Origin of the sequence: Hymenobacter bucti (assembly GCF_042681145.1) — a bacterium.
GTDB lineage: Bacteria > Bacteroidota > Bacteroidia > Cytophagales > Hymenobacteraceae > Hymenobacter > Hymenobacter bucti.
This window is the reverse complement of record NZ_JBHUFD010000018.1, coordinates 1053626-1070621: the sequence shown is the minus strand read 5'-3', so window position 1 is coordinate 1070621 and position 16996 is coordinate 1053626. Positions and strand designations below refer to the sequence as shown.

Sequence of the window (16996 nt, the reverse complement as noted above, 5' to 3'; positions counted from 1 at the left end):
CCCTCGTACAACTATAAAAATCAGCGTGATGACTACCGCCAAGCTACCTAGGTTATTTTTACCCCTCCTACTACTGGCCGGCAGCGGCTGCGGCATCCTGCACCCCTACGGCCGCCCCGAAACCGCCACCAGCGGCCTCTACCGTGACCGTAATCCTACCGATAGTACCAGCCTGGCCCAGCGGCCCTGGCAGCAGCTTTTCACTGACCCCAACCTGCAAAAGCTCATCGCCGAAGGCCTCGAAAACAACCGCAACCTGAAGGTGGCCGATGCCCGCATCGCGCAGGCGCAGGCGCTGCTGGCGCAAAGCCGGGCGGCTTTTTTGCCCAGCCTCACGGGGCGCGCTACCACTACCCTTTCGCGCACGGGCGGGGCGTTTGTGAGCACGGGCGTGGGCGGCGGTAGCACTACCATAGGCGGAACCACGGGTACGGGTACGGGCGGAACAGGTACTGGGGGCACCGGAACCGGCACCGGGGGCACGGGTACCGGAACGGGTGGCACCGGGACGGGCACGGGTGGCACCGGGACGGGCACGGGGGGCACCGGCACGGGCACGGGAACCGGCGGCACCGGAACTGGCACCGGCGGCACGGGCACTACCACGACTACCGACCAGTCATCCATTATCACGGGCGGCGCCTCGCACCAATACCTGCTGGGCCTAAGCAGCAGCTGGGAGGCCGACGTGTGGGGCAAGCTGCGCAGCACCCGCCGCGCCTACGCCGCCAGCCTAATGCAGAGCGAGGCCTACCGGCGCGTGGTGCTCACGCAGCTCATCGCCGACATCGCCGACAACTACTACTCGCTGCTGGCGCTGGACGCGCAACTCGAAATAACCCGCCAGACGGTCAAAAACCGTATTCAGGACGTGGAAACCATGAAGCTACTGCTCGAAGGCGACGTGGTAACCGGCGCCGCCGTGGTGCAGAGCGAGGCCAACCGCTACGCCGCCGAGGTCACCATTCCGGACCTAGAGCGCAACGTGCGAGAGGCTGAAAACCTGCTGGCTACCCTCCTAGGTCGCACGCCCGGCCCCATTGCGCGCGGCACGCTGGCGGGCCAGGACGCCCCGCCCGAGCTGCTCACGGGCGTGCCCGGTCAGCTGCTGCGCAACCGCCCCGACGTGCAGCAGGCCGAATTCGCCTTCGAGTCGAACTTTGAATTCACCAACGCGGCGCGCACGTATTTCTACCCGTCGTTCACCATCACGGCCAATGGCGGCCTCACCAGCACCACGCTATCTAACCTATTCTCGCCCACCGCTATTTTTGCCAGCGTGGTGGGTGGGCTGGCCCAGCCCATTTTCAACCAGGGCCTCAACCGCGCCCGCCTGCGCCGCTCCGAAGGTTTGCAGCAGGAATACCTCTATACGTATCAGCAAACGATGTTCGTGGCCGGCCAGGAGGTCAGCAACGCGCTGTTTTCTTACCAGAGCGCGGCCGATAAAAAGCGCATCCGCGCCCAGCAGCTCACCGCCCTCAACCTGGCGGTCGACTACACCCAGGAGCTGCTGCGCGCCGGCTTCGCCAACTACACTGAGGTGCTGCAAGCCCAGCAAAGCCTGCTGCAAGCCCAACTTAACAGTGTGAACGACGAGCTCCAGCAGCGCCAGGCAGTGACGGACTTGTACCATGCCCTAGGCGGCGGCTGGCGCTAACATGGTCCGTGGTTGGTAGCCTCGCGCATCTAACCGGAAATGCTGCTGCTTTCAATTACTTTTTCCAGAAACGCTCGCTCAGACAGTGTCGTTGGCTACGCCAGCCGCCGCCGGGCTAAGCGGGCGTTGCTGCGCAAAGCAAATGCTGCGTTTACTTTAGCGGTACATAAACACCGTAAAATCACCTTCCCGATACTTATCCAGCAGCTTTACCTCGGGGGCCAGCGTCTTGCAAAAAGCAACGATTGCGGCCGGGTCGTAGGCGGCGAGGGGCCCGCCACCGGGCGGCTCCCAGCTGAGCAGGTTGAACCCCAACCCCAGCCGGCAGCTGGCAAACAGCGTCTCGATGGCTTGATAAATAAAGCGCGGGGCCCGATTGCGGTAGTTGAGCGAACCGCTGGCCAGCACGTAGTCGCTATGCGGCAACGGCATCCGCAGAAAGTCGCCGCTGCGCAGCGTGAGGTCGGCCGCGGGGCCGTAGCGGGTTTCGGCCAGGGCGAGCAGTTCCGACATTTGCTCGATGCCCGTGTACTGCACGCCCGCAAAGCGCTGCTTGAGAAACGGATACAAATCGGCGTAGCCACACCCCACGTCCAGCACCGAGCAGTGCGCCAGGTCCCCGATTTGGGTTAGCACGTCGAAGCGCACTTGCTGGCCATCTGGCTGCCAGCCCAGCGCACCAGGGCTACCGGCGCCGTACTCCCGAATGCGTGAGCGGTGATAGCGAGAAATGGCCGCCGTATCGAGTATTGAAGCTATGCGCTTGCGCATGAAGAAGCAGAGTAAATGGCGCGGGCAGCTTAGGCCAATGCAAGAAGCGGGCGCGCTACGCACCTAGGCGGATACCTCGCCGCTCCTTGCCCGCCCTTGAAACCGGCTCCAGTAGCCGTTAGCCAAAGCTAAGCCGCCAGCCCACGCAGCACCTCCTTGGTTTTGCTGACGTGGTCGGTGGCCCCGCCCATGGAATTAAAAATATAGGCGATTTTGCCCGCCGCATCAATCACGAACGTGACGCGGCCCGGCAGCAGCCCCAGGAAAGCGCGCGGCACTTCGTACTGCTTGCGCAACTGGCCGCTGGTGTCGGCCAGCAGCGGGAAGGGCAGCCGGTGCTTCTGGGCAAACTTTTGGTGCGAGGCCTCGCTGTCTGAGCTCACGCCTACCACTACCGCGCCTAGGTCCAGAAAATCTTCGTACTGGTCGCGAAAGGCGCAGGCCTCGGCCGTGCAGCCGGGGGTATCGTCTTTGGGATAGAAGTAGAGCACCACCGGCTTGCCGCGCTGGTCGGCTAGGTGAAAGGTAGTGCCGCTGCCCGTGGGCAACGAAAAATCGGGGGCTTGGTCGCCGAGTTGAAGCATGAGTCTGGTAGCTGAGCGCGCACGGAACACGGTGCGAAGCGCTAAGACAAACGGTAGCTGCCGACCTTTGTTCAGGCTTTAGCCAGCAGCTTGCCGCGCAGCCACCGCCGCACGGGCTCATCGTAGAGCTTGAGGCAGGCGTAGGCGAGCAAAATACTAGCTACAAACGTGAGCACGGCCACCGGCAGCGCCTGCTGCCCCGAAGGCTTGTGCACGTTCACCCAAGCAGTGTAGGTGTAGATGAGCGGGTAATGAGTGATGTAGATGGGGTAAGAGATATCGCCCAAAAACTTGCTGAGCCGGGCGGCGCCCGCCCCGGCTAGCTGCCCGCTGGCCCCGAGCCACACCACCAGCGGAAAGACGAAAATAATGCTGAGCGAATCATACAGGCCGTTGAGCCACAGGCGCTCGGCCCCGCCCACCCTAGGGAAGGCCAGCACCACTACCAGCAGCAAGCTGCACCACCAGAACGCGTGCCTGACGCGGGCCAGGGTGCTGACGCGGCTCAGCAGCAGCCCGGCAAAAAACGGGTAGCCCATGCGGGTGAACCCAACGCGTAACTGTTCCGGTGTCAGCGACCACCCGCCGATAACATCGCCGGTGGGGCTCGTAACGGCGAGGTGAATGAGCGCCGCGCCCGCCAGCGCTGCCAGCACCCCTAGGGCCGCATTGGAAAACTTGCGCACGCCAAGCGCATACAGAATATTGGCGATGTATTCGAAAAACAACGACCAGCCGGGGCCATCGAGCGGGTGCATTTCCTGCCAGCCCCGAATATCCAGTGAGAGCGGCACCGGCAGCAGCGTAAAGCCGATAAACATCACCAGCAGCAGCTTCCACACCGGCGTTTGGCTGATGGTGGGCCACAGCGGGGCCGCCTGAAAGTAGAAGCACGCGGCCCCGATGACCATGCCCAGCACCACCATCGGCTGCAAGCGGATGAGCCGGACTTTAAAAAAATCCTTCAGCGTCAGCCGCTCCCACCGGTCATCGTAGGCGTAGCCGATAACGAAGCCCGAGAGCAGAAAGAAGAAATCGACGGCCAGGTAGCCGTGGTTGATGACCTGGTCGAGGTGGCTGGTCGAATGGGTTTCCCACAAATGAAAGGCGACCACCAGCAGCGCCGCCACGCCGCGCAGGCCATCCAGAATGGCGTAGTGAGGTTTGGTACTGAGCGTAGTAGTAGTCATCGGCGAAGGAAGCAGGGCTGGGTGCCCTGGGCCGAAAGGTAAATGCTAGCGGCCAACCTGGGCCCTGGCAGTTCCTTTGCTCCCGGCCGGCCCCTAGGTCAGCCGGGCCAACAAAAGGGGGCTGGCGGCGGGGCGCCAGCAGTTGCTCGCGTACCCGTCACCAGCCCCAAAAAGGCATTTCCTAGGCGCCTTATTTAGTCAGCCAGCCGTTGGCGTCCAGCCAGTTTTGCAGGCGCTCCGTCCACTGGTCTTTGGTGGTTTTGTTGTTCATGCCAAAGCCGTGGCCGCCCTGCGGATACAGGTGCATTTCGGTTGGCACCTTGTGGCGGTGCAGGGCCTGGTAGAACACAACGCTATTTTGCACGGGCACAACGTTGTCGTCTTCGGCGTGCACGAGGAAGGTGGGCGGCGTTTGGGCGCTCACTTGCAGCTCATTGGAATACAGCCGCACCTGGTCGGCCGCGGGCGTGTCACCTAGCAAATTGCTGCGCGAGCCCTTGTGCGCCAGGCTGTCGGAGAAGCTGATAACCGGGTAAAGCAGCACCAGAAACGCCGGCCGCACCGACGCCGGGCCGGGGTTCACGCCCACCGGCTTGGCAAAGTGCGTGCCCGCCGTAGCGGCCAGGTGCCCGCCCGCCGAAAAGCCCATCAGGCCAATGCGCTCGGGGTTGAGGTTATACTTGGGGGCCTGCTCGCGCACCAGGCGCAGGGCCTGCTGCACATCGAGCAGCGGCGCGATGCTTTTATCGGGCTGGGTCTGGTCGTTGGGCAGGCGATACTTCAGCACGAAAGCGGCTATCCCCATTTCGTTCAGGCGCTTGGCTACGTCGTAGCCCTCGTGGCCCATGGCCAGCCGGGCATAGCCGCCGCCGGGGCAAATGACTACCGACGTGCCGTTGGCCTTTTCCCGGGTGGGCAAATACACCGTGAGCGTGGGCTGAATGACGGTGGCCACGCGCGGGCCGCCGTTTTCGGTCACGCTGGTTTCTTGCAACTTACTGGGCTTCGAGTTGGGCACCGAGCCGCTGTAGAGCGGCAGCACGGGGTGCGGCACCTCCTCCAGGGGAGCTTCCGGCACGGCCTCGGCGGGCGCGGCGGCGGCGGGTTTGGGGTCGGTCACGCGGGGGGTGGCTTTGGCGGGGGCGGTGGGCTTGGCAGCCCGCGGGGTTTGGGCCGATACGGTTTGCGCAGCGCCCACACTCAGGGCTAGTAGCAACAGTGTTTTCTTCATAAGAATGCAATGATAGCCCATGAGCAGGCACCGGGGCCATTTTACGCGCAATAGCCGCCACTGTTGCCCACTACGCAGCGTGGCTCAGCGCACGCTGCGCAGTGGGCAACAGCTGGGCTACTTCGCCCGAGCTACCGCCCCCGCCCTACCCTAGGCGTGCTAAAAACGCAGCTCCGCCGCTACCTGCACCGACTGCCACTTGAATTCCTGCACGGCCGAGCGCTGCCCAATACCCACGTGGTTCAGACCTTGCAGGTAGCGGGCGCTCAGCCCTAGGTTCCGCAAAATGGTTACTTCGAGGCCCGCCGTGGCGCCGAGGCCACGCTCTTCGGTGTCGTGCGTAATGTTGGTGGTTTGCCCATTCAGCTCCTGCTGCGCCTTGAGCATCAGGTCGAACTGCGGGCCCGCCACCACCGCCAGGCGAGGCACGATGCGGTACTTGAGCAGCAGAGGCAGCGACAGGTACTGCAGCTGGTAGCGGGCCCCGTTGCTTACCTCGCCGCTTTGCTGCGAGAACAAGTATTCCTGCTGGATGGCCAGGTGGTCGCTCAGGCCCACTTCGACCAGGGCGCCCACCACGAAGCCCGTTTTCCACTTGGTATCGACGGGCACCACGGGCTTGGGCTCGCCCATATTAAAGTTGGTGTTAGACTGGTTCAGTCCGAGCCGCAAGCCGAAGGTAACCGGTAGTTTTCGGGCGGGCGGGGCATCGGCCGAAGCTTGGGCGCTGGCCACAAACGACCAGCTGCCCAGCAGGCAGGCAAAGAGATACTGTTTCACAAAAAAGCAGGGCCCCGGCGGCTAGTAGCCAGGGCCCTGCAATATATCCATAGCTACGTGCTTAGTCTATCTTAAGCGCCGCTGCAGCACTTTGGCCACGCTATCGAGCCGGCGGCTGATGAGCTGCGCCACTTCGGAGTCGGCCAGGTCCACGCGCTGGCTGCGCGTGATGAGGTAGCGCGCCAGGGTCGCGTTTTCGTCGAGGGCCTGCACCAGCTCGTGCTGCGCATCTTCCCACTCGGCGGCCTGGTCGGCGGCTAGGTAGCGGTAGCGCAGCTCGATGGTTTGCGTCACGAGCTCTGAGAGGCGGGTCAACACCTCAATTTCGGCCGCCGAGGGCACGCGGTATTCTTTGCCGATTACGGCCAGCATGCCGAGCCGGGCACCGTCGCTGGCAATGAGGGCGGCGCCCACGTAGAAATTCAGGCCAATGGCCTGGGCCACGTCGGGCTTAATGAGGCTACAACTCTCCGGCTTGTAGTCGGAAATAATCACCCGCTCGTCGGTCAGAATTGCGGCCGAGCACATGCTTTCATTGCGCACCAGCCCGCCCACCTCGGGCCCGCCCGTGCGCGATTTAAACCATACGTAGTCCTCATCGACCAGCGAAACCAGGGCAATGGGCACGTTGAATAGCTGCGCTGCCCAGGCCGTGTAGTTATCAAATACCAGCTCGGGCGTGGTATTCACGATGGCAAACTGATGCAGCGTCCGCAGGCGAGCCGCATCGTGCGCCGGTATCAGCGCGTCAGGAAAGGACGTTAGCATCAAGTATAATTATAAAGCAGGCTTAGTAATTGGCCTCGCTACCCGGTAAATCAATCAGAATAAATTCGGCGTCTTTGCTGGCCGTAATTGCTACTACTTGCTCGGCCGTAAGTCGAGCTTGGTCGTTGGGGTTCAGGACCATACCATTCACCAGCAGGCTTCCCTGCTTTACGTACACGAAAGTAAGGCGGATTGCAAAAGTTTTGAATGTTATCGTTTTTTCAGCATCCAGCCGGGCCCAGTAAATAGTGCTGTTCGAATTCATGTACACCACGTCTTCGAGCACCTTTTGGCCCGTTACCAGGGGTACCAATTCGTTTTTCCTGCTGCTCAGAAAGCCTAGGTCCTTCTGCTCATAGCTGGGCGCCAAGCCGCGCTGGCTCGGCATAAACCAGAGCTGATAGAGGTGCAGCTGCTTGTCCTGGCGGTTCATTTCACTGTGGGCCAGGCCCGTGCCGGCGGTCATGCGCTGCACTTCGCCCGCCTGGATGGTGGTGCGGTTGCCCATGGTGTCTTCGTGGGTTACCTCGCCTTCCAGCACCAGGGTCACGATTTCCATCTCGGAGTGCGGATGCTGCGGGAAGCCATTCTGCGGCGCTACGGTGTCGTCGTTGAATACCCGCAGCGGCCCGAAGTGCATGTTATTCTTGTCGAAGTAATCGGCAAACGAAAACAGAAAATAGGAGCTGAGCCAGGTAGCGGGGGCAGCGTGGTGGCGCTGGGCGGCCGAGATGTAAGCGAGCATAGGGTAGGTAGTTTGAGCGAAGTCTACGCGAGGGAACGAACGAAGTTAGCGACCTAGGGCCCGGCCCAAACCGAGTATTATCCATTGCCTTCATTTTTAAGCCTTTCCACAAGGACTAGCTGCGCAATAACCTCCCCACCGGCCGCTTCGCTGACCAAACCGGCCAGCAGCGTACCTAGGGCCACGCGCCGGCCGCGCCGGGGCCCGCCGGCTTCGCTGCTACTGCGGCGCTTATCGCCTACTATTACACTTCCTTTTCCCACCCAACCTCTTTTTACCATGCTTACCACTTTGCGCGGGGCTATCCGCGCCTCGCTGGCCGCTACTTTATTGCTAGCCGCCTGCACCAAGAATATGCCCGCACCTAACGGCGAGCCCTCGTCTGACGCGTTGCACGCGCAGAGCACCCAGGCCACGGCCACCACCGCGGCTACCGGCACCAATGGCGTCATGCTGCAAGCCTTTTACTGGGACACGCCCCAGACCACCAGCGGCCAAACCTGGTGGCAGGTATTGGGCGGCAAAGCCACCGAGCTCAGCGACGCTGGCTTCACGGCCCTTTGGCTGCCGCCCGCTTACAAGGGCAGCGGCGCCAACGACGTGGGCTACGGCGTGTACGACCGCTACGACCTAGGCGAGTTCAACCAGAAAGGCACCGTAGCCACGCATTACGGCACGCTGGCCCAGCTGCAAAGCTGCATCACGGCGCTGCACGGCAAAAACGTGCAGGTGTACGAAGACATGGTGATGAACCACCTCACCGCGGCCGACGCGCAGGAGCAGTTCAGCTACAACGGCCAGAACTTCAACGTGTACACGAGCTTTACCTACCCCGGCCGGGCCAACAAGTACAGCGCCTACCAGTGGCATTACTACAATTTCAACGGCACCCAGCAGGCGCCTAACAACGGCTGGTACCAGTGGAATCCCTGGGATTTTCAGCCCTACGCCAACGGCGATGCCTACGACAACCTGCTGGGCTCAGAAATCCGCTACGCCGACCAGAACCAGGTCACCGAAACCATCAAGTGGGGCAACTGGATGACCACCACCCTCGGGCTGGACGGCTACCGCCTCGACGCGACCAAGCACATGCTGACCTCGTTTGTGAACACCTGGCTCGACAACGTGAAGGGCTCGTCGGGCCGCTTCGCAGTGAGCGAGGCGTGGTTCAAGAACCTAGGCGACCTCAACAACTACGCCGCGGCCACGGGCGGGCGCACCAGCTTGTTTGACGTGCCGCTGCACTACACTTTCCAAAGCATGAGCAGCGGCAACGGCGCCTGGGACATGCGCGGGCTGCAATTTGCTGGCTTCACCGAAGCCAACGGGGCGCTCTCCGTATCGTTCGTCGATAACCACGACACCGACCAGACGGGCGGGGCGCTGAATTCACCAGTCGTTAACCTCAAGATGCTGGCCTACGCCTACATCCTGACCCGCGAGAAAGGCTACCCCTGCGTTTTTTACAAAGATTATTACAACCACGGCCTGGGCGCCCAAATCAAAACCCTGATGCAGGTTCGCCGGGCCAATGCCTACGGCGCGGCCTACGAGTACACCAGCGTCGATGATGCCGACTACTACGCTTACTCGCGGGCCGGCGATAGCACCCACAAAGGCCTGATGCTCATTCTCAACGATGGCAGCAACGCCCGCAGCCAGGGCATCACCTCGCCCTTCAAAAACGCGACTCTTACCGACAAAACCGGCAACTACGGCGGCACCGTCACCACCGATGCCAACGGCTACGGCAGCTTCCCGGTGCAGGGCCGCAGCTGGTCGGCGTGGGTGCCAAACTAGGTAGCTCGCCGGCAGATTGGCACAGAATCTGCACTATTCCCTTCGACAGTAAAAGCCGGCTTCCAGCCGGCTTTTTTGTGCCCTAGGCGCTCGGGTTTTCGATTTCGCGGGCTAGCTCGGCGTACCACGCTGCGCCGTACTTGCGCTCCAGCGGCTCCTGCAAAAACTTGTAGACCGGCACGCCGAGCTTGGCCCCGAAGGAGCAAGCCGGCGAGCAAATGTCCCAGCGGTCGTAGTTCAGCGCTTCGAAGCCCTCGTACTTGGTGATGCGAATCGGGTACAAATGGCAGCTAATCGGCTTCTTAAAGTCGGTAGCGCCCGCCAGATACGCCTGCTCGATGCCGCACTTCAGAATGCCGCGCTCATCGTAGAGCGCGTAGGCGCACTCCCGGTCGTTGATGGTCGTAGTGCTGTAGTCGCCCTCCCAATCCTCGATGTAGAGACCCTGCGCGGCAATGGCCGCCTTGCCAGCCTCAGTCAGGAAGGGCTCAATCTTGGGGTATTCTTGCTTGAGAATATCCAGCTCCGCCAGCTCGAGCGGGGCGCCTAGGTCGCCCTCTACGCAGCACGCGCCCTTGCAGGCGTCGAGGTTGCAGACGAAGAACTGCTCGGCCACATCTTCGGAGATAACGGTATGTTGAATAACAATCATGGATTCAGACTGAATTTATAGGCTATAAAAAGCAGTTAGCTAGGCGGCGCCCTCGGTCGGGGCGGGGCCGCTCGCGTTAGCAGGCCGCCGCGGCGCTGCCAAAAATGGTAGCACAAAGATACCGCCCGCCCACCCTCCCAACTTATCTTTGTCAGCTAGCCGCCGCCGGGCGGCCTATTCTGTATGGCTTTAGATTATCACGCTCTCCTCAATCCCTCGCAGGCCGCGGCGGTGCTCCAAACCGAAGGCCCCTGCATGATTATCGCCGGCGCCGGCTCGGGCAAAACGCGGGTGCTCACCTACCGCATCGCCCACCTGCTCGAGCAAGGCGTGGACCCATTCAACATCCTGGCCCTCACCTTCACCAACAAGGCCGCCAAGGAAATGCGCGCCCGTATCGAGAAGGTGGTCGGCCCCAACGCTAAAAACCTGTGGATGGGCACTTTCCACTCCGTTTTTGCCAAAATTCTGCGCTCGGAAGCCGATAAAATCGGCTTCCCGCGCTCATTCACCATCTACGATACCCAAGACTCGCGCACCCTCGTCGGGCAGATTGTGAAGGAGTTGGAGCTTGACGACAAGCTCTACAAGCCCAGCACGGTCCTGGGGCGCATTTCGGCGGCCAAGAACAAGCTGATTTCGCACACGCAGTACGTCAGCGACCCCGTGATTCGGCAGGACGATGAGGCGGCGCTGCGGCCCAAAATCGGCGTCATTTACCAGCAGTACCAGCAGCGCTGCTTCAAGGCGGGCGCGATGGACTTCGACGACCTGCTGTTCCAGACCAACGTGCTCTTCCGCGACCACCCGGATATTCTGAATAAGTACCAGAATAAATTCCGGTTTGTGATGGTGGACGAGTACCAGGATACCAACTATTCGCAGTACCTCATCACGCGCAAGCTGGCGGCTAAGGAGCGGAATATCTGCGTAGTAGGCGACGATGCGCAGAGTATCTACGCCTTCCGCGGCGCGGATATTTCGAATATTCTCAACTTCGAGAAAGACTATCCCGAGCTCAACGTCTTCAAACTGGAGCAGAACTACCGCTCGACCAAGAACATCGTGTGGGCGGCCAACTCGGTCATTAAAAACAACCAGGCGCAGCTGCGCAAAGACGTGTTTTCGGACAACGAGGACGGTAATCTAATCGAGCTGATAAAAGCGTCGTCGGACAACGAGGAAGGTAAGCTAATTGCCCAGTCGATATACGAGGACAAGATGAACCAGCATCTGTCCTACGACAATTTTGCCATCCTCTACCGCACCAACGCCCAGAGCCGGGCCATGGAAGAGGCCCTGCGCAAGCTCAACATCCGCTACAAGATTGTGGGCGGTCTAAGCTTCTACCAGCGTAAGGAAATCAAGGACTTAGTGGCGTATTTGCGCCTCACTGTCAACCCCAACGACGAGCAAGCGCTGCGCCGCGTCATCAACTACCCGAAGCGCGGCATCGGCGACACGACCATCAGCAAGCTGATAAATTCGGCCGAGGAAGCTAATCACACGCTGTGGGAAGTGGTAAGTAACGCCGAGCAGTTTTTGCCATCTCGCGTGAGCAACCCAGTGGTGGGTTTCGCCGAAAAAATCAAGAGCTACACGGCCGTGGCCGGCAAGGAAGACGCCTTTGAGGCGGCCAAATTCATTGCCAAAAACTCGGGCATGCTGGAGGAATTGTACGCCGACAAGAGCATCGAAGGCTTGTCGCGCTACGAGAACATTCAGGAATTGCTCAACGGTATTAAGGAATATACCGACGACCCCGAGCGCGAGGACAAGTCCCTAGGTGCCTTTTTACAGGACATTGCGCTCGTAACCGATTCCGACCTGAAGGACGCCGCCCAGGAAGGCGAGGCCGTGACGCTGATGACGATTCACTCAGCTAAAGGTCTGGAATTCCGTAACGTATACATCGTAGGCATGGAAGAAAACCTCTTCCCGAGCCAGATGATGATAACCTCGCGGGCCGACCTGGAGGAGGAGCGCCGCCTGTTCTACGTAGCTATTACGCGGGCCGAGAAGAAGCTGACGCTCAGCTACGCTACCTCGCGCTACCAGTGGGGCAACCTGCGCAGCTGCGAGAAATCGCGCTTCCTCGACGAAATTGACCCGCAGTACCTAAACGTGAAGTTTGCGGCCGGCCCAGCCGTGGGCGAGTCGCCCTTCCAGCACGTATTCGAGCGCCGCTCGAATCTCGTGGCGGCGCCCGTCCGTAAGACGGTGGCGACCAAGTACGTGGCCCCGGCCGATTTTAAACCATCCGATACCAGTAACTTGCAGGCCGGCCAGCGTGTCGAGCACCCCAAGTTCGGTTTCGGCCAGGTGACGACGCTGGAAAAGCAACAGGGCACCGTGAAAGCGATTATTCAGTTTGACGAGGTGGGCGAAAAGACCTTGCTGCTGAGCTTCGCTAAGCTGCGGGTGCTCTAGAGAGCTCCGTTCTGTCATGCTGAACGCAGTGAAGCATCTTGTCCGCTTTATTGCTGACGCAATGATTACTGTGCCAAGCAAGATGCTTCACTGCGTTCAGCATGACAGCCTTTTTTAGCTTGGCGTGAAATACTAAATTTAATGCAAGAAATACCCACTCCCCTGCCCTTCCACCTGCAACTGCTGGTGCGTGAATATGGGCAAAGCACCTACGCACTCATTCAGGGCTTGGCCCAGATTGAGGATGTGGCCGAGCGCACCCGCCGTGCCGCCGGCATCGTGCAAATGATGCTGCGCCTGCGCCCTACCCTGCGCGACCAGCCCGATATTCAGACCCGCCTCTGGAACCACCTGCACGCCCTGGCCGGCACCGAGGTGGCCCTCGATGCGCCCGTACCACTTTCGCCGCCCCGCCTCTACTCCGAGCGCCCCAAGCGCGTGGAATACCCGCGCCAAGCGCCGAAGTTGAAAGCCTACGGCCGCGGCATCGAGGCTCTGGTGGCCAAGGCGCTGGCCCTAGGTGACCCCGCCGAGCGCGAACAAGCCGCGGTGCAAATCGGGCGCACGATGAAGTTTCTCTACCGCCAGCACAATAAGGAGAACGCCAAGGATGTGACCATCATCCGGCACCTAGCCGAGCTGTCGGGCGGCGAGCTTAAGCTCGATGTGCAGGCCGTGGCCGACCAGGGTTTGTTTGAAATCGCCAACCTACCCACCGCTACCACCACCACGCAGCGCCCCACCACCAGCCAGTCCAGCCGCCCCGAAGGCCGGGACAACCGCGAAAACCGGGAGCGCCGCCCCGACCGCCCCGAGGGCGCTACCTCCGGCTTTGGCAATGGCAACAACAATAAAAAGCGCGATAAAAAGCGGAATAAGAAGTTTCGCTCCGAGCCGCAGCAGCCGCCGCAGTAGCTTTGCGGCCCGATTGACCCCGCGTTTTATGAAAAGCTCGGTCAATTGATAATTGCTCACTGTTAATTGATAATTGAAATAGAATGGCTGCATTTGAAGTGCGCGGCGGACAGAAGCTGCACGGGGAGATAATCCCGCAAGGGGCTAAGAATGAGGCGCTCCAGATTTTGTGCGCGGTCTTACTCAGCCCCGAGCCCATCACCATCAGCAACGTACCCAACATCCGGGACGTGAACAAGCTCATCGAGCTGCTGCGCGACCTAGGGGTGAAAGTGGGCCAGCTTGCCCCCGATACCTACATGTTTCAGGCCGAGGACGTGCGCCTCGACTACCTCGATACGCCGCAATTCGTGGCCCAGGCCCGCGAGCTGCGCGGCTCCGTGATGCTGCTGGGGCCGCTGCTGGCCCGCTACGGCCGCGCCCAGCTACCCAAGCCGGGCGGCGATAAAATCGGCCGCCGGCCGCTCGACACGCACTTTGTGGGCCTTGAGAAACTCGGCGCGCACCTTACGCTGGAGGGCAATGACTTCTACCGCATGCACGTCGATGGCAAGCTGCGCGGCGCTTCCATGCTGCTCGACGAAGCCAGCGTAACCGGCACCGCCAACATCGTGATGGCCGCCGTGCTGGCCGAGGGCACCACCACCATTTACAACGCGGCCTGCGAGCCTTACTTGCAGCAGCTTTGCAAAATGCTGGTGCGCATGGGCGCTAATATTCAAGGCATTGGCTCTAACCTGCTCACTATTGAGGGAGTGGAAAGCCTAGGGGGCACCGAGCACCGCATGCTGCCCGATATGATAGAAATCGGCTCTTTTATCGGCCTCGCGGCCATGACGGGCTCCGAAATTACCATCAAGGACTGCCAGATTCCGGAGCTGGGCATCATCCCCGACACGTTCCGCAAGCTGGGCATTCAGTTGGAGTTTCGCGGCGATGACATTCACATTCCGGCCCAGGAGCACTACGAGCTGGCGACCTACCTCGACGGCTCTATCCTAACCGTGAGCGACCATACCTGGCCGGGCTTCACGCCTGATTTGCTGAGCATTATCCTCGTGGTGGCCACCCAGGCCAAGGGCACGGTGCTCATTCACCAGAAGATGTTCGAGTCGCGCTTGTTCTTCGTGGACAAGCTCATCGACATGGGCGCCCAGATTATCCTTTGCGACCCGCACCGCGCCACCGTTATCGGGCTCGACCGCCAAAAACAGCTGCACGGCATCACCATGTCATCGCCCGACATTCGGGCAGGCGTGGCACTGCTCATCGCCGCGCTCAGCGCCGATGGCAAGAGCACCATCCTCAACGTGGAGCAGATTGACCGCGGCTATCAGAACATCGACGAGCGCCTGAACGCCCTAGGTGCCGATATTCGGCGCGTGTGAGGTTAAAGCGAAATTTTAATTCGGAGGCATAACTCGTTCTGCTTCAGAAATAAGCAAAAAAGCCCGGTCAGCAATGACCGGGCTTTTTTGTTGGCTAGGTGGGTTACCCGCTGAGGTAAGTTGGATAAAGAACCAGCTGCGCAGCTGATTCTCTTCCCTTTCAGCTTTCCCCCCTTCTTTTCTGATGAAACGCCTGATTTATCCGGCCCTGCTAGGGCTGGCATTGGCAGGATGCAGCCAATCCGCAACCGAGCAAAGCACCACTGCGCCGACCGAACCTACATTCAATCAACAAGTTATTACGCAAGGACCAAGCCCGGAAGTAGCGTCGCCAGCTCCGGAAGTAGCGGCGCCCGCCGCACCAGTACCCGCAGCCCGACCACTCGGCCGCGATGTGGTGTACCAAGGCGAGCTCAACTTGGCGGTGGATGATTTTGAGCAGGTGTCGGCGAGCATTAACCGGCTGCTGGTGCGGCACGACTCCTACTTGAGCACGGCGCATGAGGAGCGTGGCAATGGCCAGCAGCGCCAGGAAATGACGATAAAAGTGCCGCCAATGGAGTTTGCTGCCCTGGTGGCCGACCTCAGCCGCCTAGGGCACGTCGAGAACAAGGACATCGCCTCGACCGACGTCACGGCCGACCTAGTGCAAGCCGCTACCAGCCTGGCGGCCAAAAAAGCCGCTATAGCCAAATACCAGCAGCAGCTGGCCAGCACCACTAACCCGGCCGACGCACGCCGCCTCGAAGAGCAAACCCGCCAGCTGCGCCTCGACCTGACCGCCGACCAGACGCATTTGCAGCAGCTTGGGGTCCGCAGCGCCTGGGCCTCGCTCACGCTGCGCTACTACCAAGTGCTGCCCATGCCGACACCGAACGCGCCGCTGCCTACGTTTGCGCCGCAATTTTTGGCGGCTTTTTACCGCGGCTGGTCGGTGATACTTAGCATCTTGGTGGCGCTCACCAATTTCTGGCCCCTAGGGCTGCTGGGAGCAGTGGGCACGTGGGCGGTGCTGCGCCGGCGGCAGCGCCACCCGGCCGAACTATGAATGGTGTGCATTTGCGGCGGTAGCGGCATCTTTTGAGGGCAGATAAGTCGATAATCAGGCTACGCCGGCACCTTCTCACTCCTTTTATTTTTTGATATGAAGCAGTATCAATGGTTGGTTATCGGCCTGATGGCCAGTGCACAGTGGGGTTGTCAGCAAGCTTCTGACAAAAGCGGAGGCGCTCTAGCAAAAGAAGAAAAGATGCCGATGATGGCTCCACCGCCCGCAGCAGCTCCACCTCCCCCAGCCGAGGCTATTGCGCAAGAAACCAGACCGTTGCCAACTGAGGCAAGGCCTGCTACGCTAGCGGCCCGGCTACTCGTGTACCACGCCGAGGTGCGGCTTAAAGCCGCCAACATGCCCCACGCTATGGCCCAGCTCGATAGCCTGGTGCAACGCAGCGGCGGCTACCTAAGCGCCGCGTCTGAAACCCGCGCTGATGGCGAGTGGCGGCAGGCCACGACCATTCGGGTGCCGCCCGCGCAGTTCCGGGGTCTTCTCACGGGCCTGGCGGGCTTAGGTACCATCGAGGAGAAAAAGCTGAGCACCGACGACGTTACCGCTGAGCACGCCGACGTAGCCGCCCGTCTCCAAACTAAGCGTACCATCGAGCAGCAGTATACTACGCTGCTCGCCAAGGCGCAGAAAATCAAGGATATTCTGGACATTGAAGAAAAGCTGGGCGAGGTGCGCGAGGAAATCGAAGCTACCGAAAGCCGGCTCAAAACCCTGAACAACCAAGTAGCCTACTCTACCATCGAACTCACGCTGTACCAGCTGCTGCCGCAGTCCATGCCAGATGCGCCAGTGGTTTCGCTGGGTAGCCGGGTGGTCGAGGCCTTCTACGATGGCTGGCAGCTACTTACCTCCTTGCTGGTCGGCGCCATTAATCTCTGGCCGGTGCTCTTGCTCGTAGTAGGCAGTTGGTGGCTGTGGCGGCGCCGCCGAGTGCGGCGCCTTACTTCGCCCACTCAACCAGCGCCTAACGCTACCTCCTAAAAGAGAAGCGGCCGCAGCACCTAGGTGCTGCG

Annotated in this window: 15 protein-coding genes; 7 read left to right on the top strand and 8 right to left on the bottom strand. The window is 60.8% G+C overall.

Annotated features, from left to right (window positions below):
* The first annotated feature begins 28 nt into the window (after positions 1 to 28).
* Positions 29 to 1660, top strand: a complete 1632-nt coding sequence (locus tag ACFSDX_RS23540) for an efflux transporter outer membrane subunit (RefSeq protein ID WP_382318100.1) — start codon at positions 29 to 31, stop codon at positions 1658 to 1660.
* A 156-nt stretch (positions 1661 to 1816) separates the two neighbouring features.
* Here the strand turns inward: ACFSDX_RS23540 and ACFSDX_RS23535 are convergent, their stop codons facing one another.
* The 7 genes from ACFSDX_RS23535 to ACFSDX_RS23505 form a co-directional block, all read right to left on the bottom strand.
* Positions 1817 to 2431: a class I SAM-dependent methyltransferase gene (locus ACFSDX_RS23535; protein WP_382318098.1), complete on the bottom strand. Its 615-nt coding sequence runs from the start codon at positions 2429 to 2431 to the stop codon at positions 1817 to 1819.
* Between the two features lie 128 nt (positions 2432 to 2559).
* Positions 2560 to 3015 (bottom strand): peroxiredoxin, encoded by a 456-nt coding sequence (locus ACFSDX_RS23530; RefSeq protein ID WP_382318096.1) that lies wholly within the window; start codon positions 3013 to 3015, stop codon positions 2560 to 2562.
* A 71-nt stretch (positions 3016 to 3086) separates the two neighbouring features.
* Positions 3087 to 4205 (bottom strand): acyltransferase family protein, encoded by a 1119-nt coding sequence (locus ACFSDX_RS23525; RefSeq protein WP_382318094.1) that lies wholly within the window; start codon positions 4203 to 4205, stop codon positions 3087 to 3089.
* Between the two features lie 190 nt (positions 4206 to 4395).
* A complete protein-coding gene (locus tag ACFSDX_RS23520; protein ID WP_382318092.1) occupies positions 4396 to 5436 on the bottom strand; it encodes an alpha/beta hydrolase in 1041 nt (346 codons plus the stop codon).
* A gap of 159 nt (positions 5437 to 5595) precedes the next feature.
* Complete coding sequence (locus tag ACFSDX_RS23515; RefSeq protein WP_382318090.1) at positions 5596 to 6216, bottom strand: porin family protein; 621 nt, start codon at positions 6214 to 6216, stop codon at positions 5596 to 5598.
* A 66-nt stretch (positions 6217 to 6282) separates the two neighbouring features.
* Complete coding sequence (locus ACFSDX_RS23510; RefSeq protein WP_382318088.1) at positions 6283 to 6984, bottom strand: GAF domain-containing protein; 702 nt, start codon at positions 6982 to 6984, stop codon at positions 6283 to 6285.
* Positions 6985 to 7006: 22 nt separating this feature from the next.
* Positions 7007 to 7729 carry a pirin family protein gene (locus ACFSDX_RS23505; protein WP_382318086.1) on the bottom strand — a complete coding sequence of 241 codons (723 nt, stop codon included), beginning with the start codon at positions 7727 to 7729 and terminating at the stop codon, positions 7007 to 7009.
* 279 nt (positions 7730 to 8008) lie between these two features.
* Here ACFSDX_RS23505 and ACFSDX_RS23500 point away from each other — a divergent pair, with 279 nt between their 5' ends.
* Positions 8009 to 9532, top strand: a complete 1524-nt coding sequence (locus ACFSDX_RS23500) for an alpha-amylase (protein ID WP_382318084.1) — start codon at positions 8009 to 8011, stop codon at positions 9530 to 9532.
* 82 nt (positions 9533 to 9614) lie between these two features.
* Here the strand turns inward: ACFSDX_RS23500 and ACFSDX_RS23495 are convergent, their stop codons facing one another.
* Positions 9615 to 10184 carry a DUF3109 family protein gene (locus ACFSDX_RS23495; protein ID WP_382318082.1) on the bottom strand — a complete coding sequence of 190 codons (570 nt, stop codon included), beginning with the start codon at positions 10182 to 10184 and terminating at the stop codon, positions 9615 to 9617.
* Between the two features lie 183 nt (positions 10185 to 10367).
* Between ACFSDX_RS23495 and ACFSDX_RS23490 the strand changes: the two genes are divergently transcribed.
* From ACFSDX_RS23490 to ACFSDX_RS23470, 5 genes are all read left to right on the top strand, one after another.
* A complete protein-coding gene (locus ACFSDX_RS23490; RefSeq protein WP_382318080.1) occupies positions 10368 to 12614 on the top strand; it encodes an ATP-dependent helicase in 2247 nt (748 codons plus the stop codon).
* A gap of 141 nt (positions 12615 to 12755) precedes the next feature.
* Positions 12756 to 13529 (top strand): DUF4290 domain-containing protein, encoded by a 774-nt coding sequence (locus ACFSDX_RS23485; RefSeq protein ID WP_382318078.1) that lies wholly within the window; start codon positions 12756 to 12758, stop codon positions 13527 to 13529.
* A gap of 83 nt (positions 13530 to 13612) precedes the next feature.
* Entirely contained in the window at positions 13613 to 14917 is a 1305-nt protein-coding gene (gene murA, locus ACFSDX_RS23480; protein ID WP_382318076.1) for a UDP-N-acetylglucosamine 1-carboxyvinyltransferase, read from the top strand.
* 184 nt (positions 14918 to 15101) lie between these two features.
* Positions 15102 to 15965, top strand: a complete 864-nt coding sequence (locus ACFSDX_RS23475; protein WP_382318074.1) for a DUF4349 domain-containing protein — start codon at positions 15102 to 15104, stop codon at positions 15963 to 15965.
* Between the two features lie 321 nt (positions 15966 to 16286).
* Complete coding sequence (locus ACFSDX_RS23470) at positions 16287 to 16964, top strand: DUF4349 domain-containing protein (RefSeq protein ID WP_382318072.1); 678 nt, start codon at positions 16287 to 16289, stop codon at positions 16962 to 16964.
* The last annotated feature ends 32 nt before the right edge of the window (positions 16965 to 16996 follow it).

What these genes read in the sequence shown, in the direction of transcription:
- ACFSDX_RS23495 (WP_382318082.1), bottom strand. Translation starts at nt 10,184, where the DNA reads ATGATTGTTATTCAACATACCGTTATCTCCGAAGATGTGGCCGAGCAG.
- ACFSDX_RS23535 (WP_382318098.1), bottom strand. Translation starts at nt 2,431, where the DNA reads ATGCGCAAGCGCATAGCTTCAATACTCGATACGGCGGCCATTTCTCGC.
- ACFSDX_RS23505 (WP_382318086.1), bottom strand. Translation starts at nt 7,729, where the DNA reads ATGCTCGCTTACATCTCGGCCGCCCAGCGCCACCACGCTGCCCCCGCT.
- ACFSDX_RS23520 (WP_382318092.1), bottom strand. Translation starts at nt 5,436, where the DNA reads ATGAAGAAAACACTGTTGCTACTAGCCCTGAGTGTGGGCGCTGCGCAA.
- ACFSDX_RS23530 (WP_382318096.1), bottom strand. Translation starts at nt 3,015, where the DNA reads ATGCTTCAACTCGGCGACCAAGCCCCCGATTTTTCGTTGCCCACGGGC.
- ACFSDX_RS23540 (WP_382318100.1), top strand. Translation starts at nt 29, where the DNA reads ATGACTACCGCCAAGCTACCTAGGTTATTTTTACCCCTCCTACTACTG.
- ACFSDX_RS23475 (WP_382318074.1), top strand. Translation starts at nt 15,102, where the DNA reads ATGAAACGCCTGATTTATCCGGCCCTGCTAGGGCTGGCATTGGCAGGA.
- ACFSDX_RS23510 (WP_382318088.1), bottom strand. Translation starts at nt 6,984, where the DNA reads ATGCTAACGTCCTTTCCTGACGCGCTGATACCGGCGCACGATGCGGCT.
- ACFSDX_RS23500 (WP_382318084.1), top strand. Translation starts at nt 8,009, where the DNA reads ATGCTTACCACTTTGCGCGGGGCTATCCGCGCCTCGCTGGCCGCTACT.
- ACFSDX_RS23485 (WP_382318078.1), top strand. Translation starts at nt 12,756, where the DNA reads ATGCAAGAAATACCCACTCCCCTGCCCTTCCACCTGCAACTGCTGGTG.
- murA (WP_382318076.1), top strand. Translation starts at nt 13,613, where the DNA reads ATGGCTGCATTTGAAGTGCGCGGCGGACAGAAGCTGCACGGGGAGATA.
- ACFSDX_RS23525 (WP_382318094.1), bottom strand. Translation starts at nt 4,205, where the DNA reads ATGACTACTACTACGCTCAGTACCAAACCTCACTACGCCATTCTGGAT.
- ACFSDX_RS23490 (WP_382318080.1), top strand. Translation starts at nt 10,368, where the DNA reads ATGGCTTTAGATTATCACGCTCTCCTCAATCCCTCGCAGGCCGCGGCG.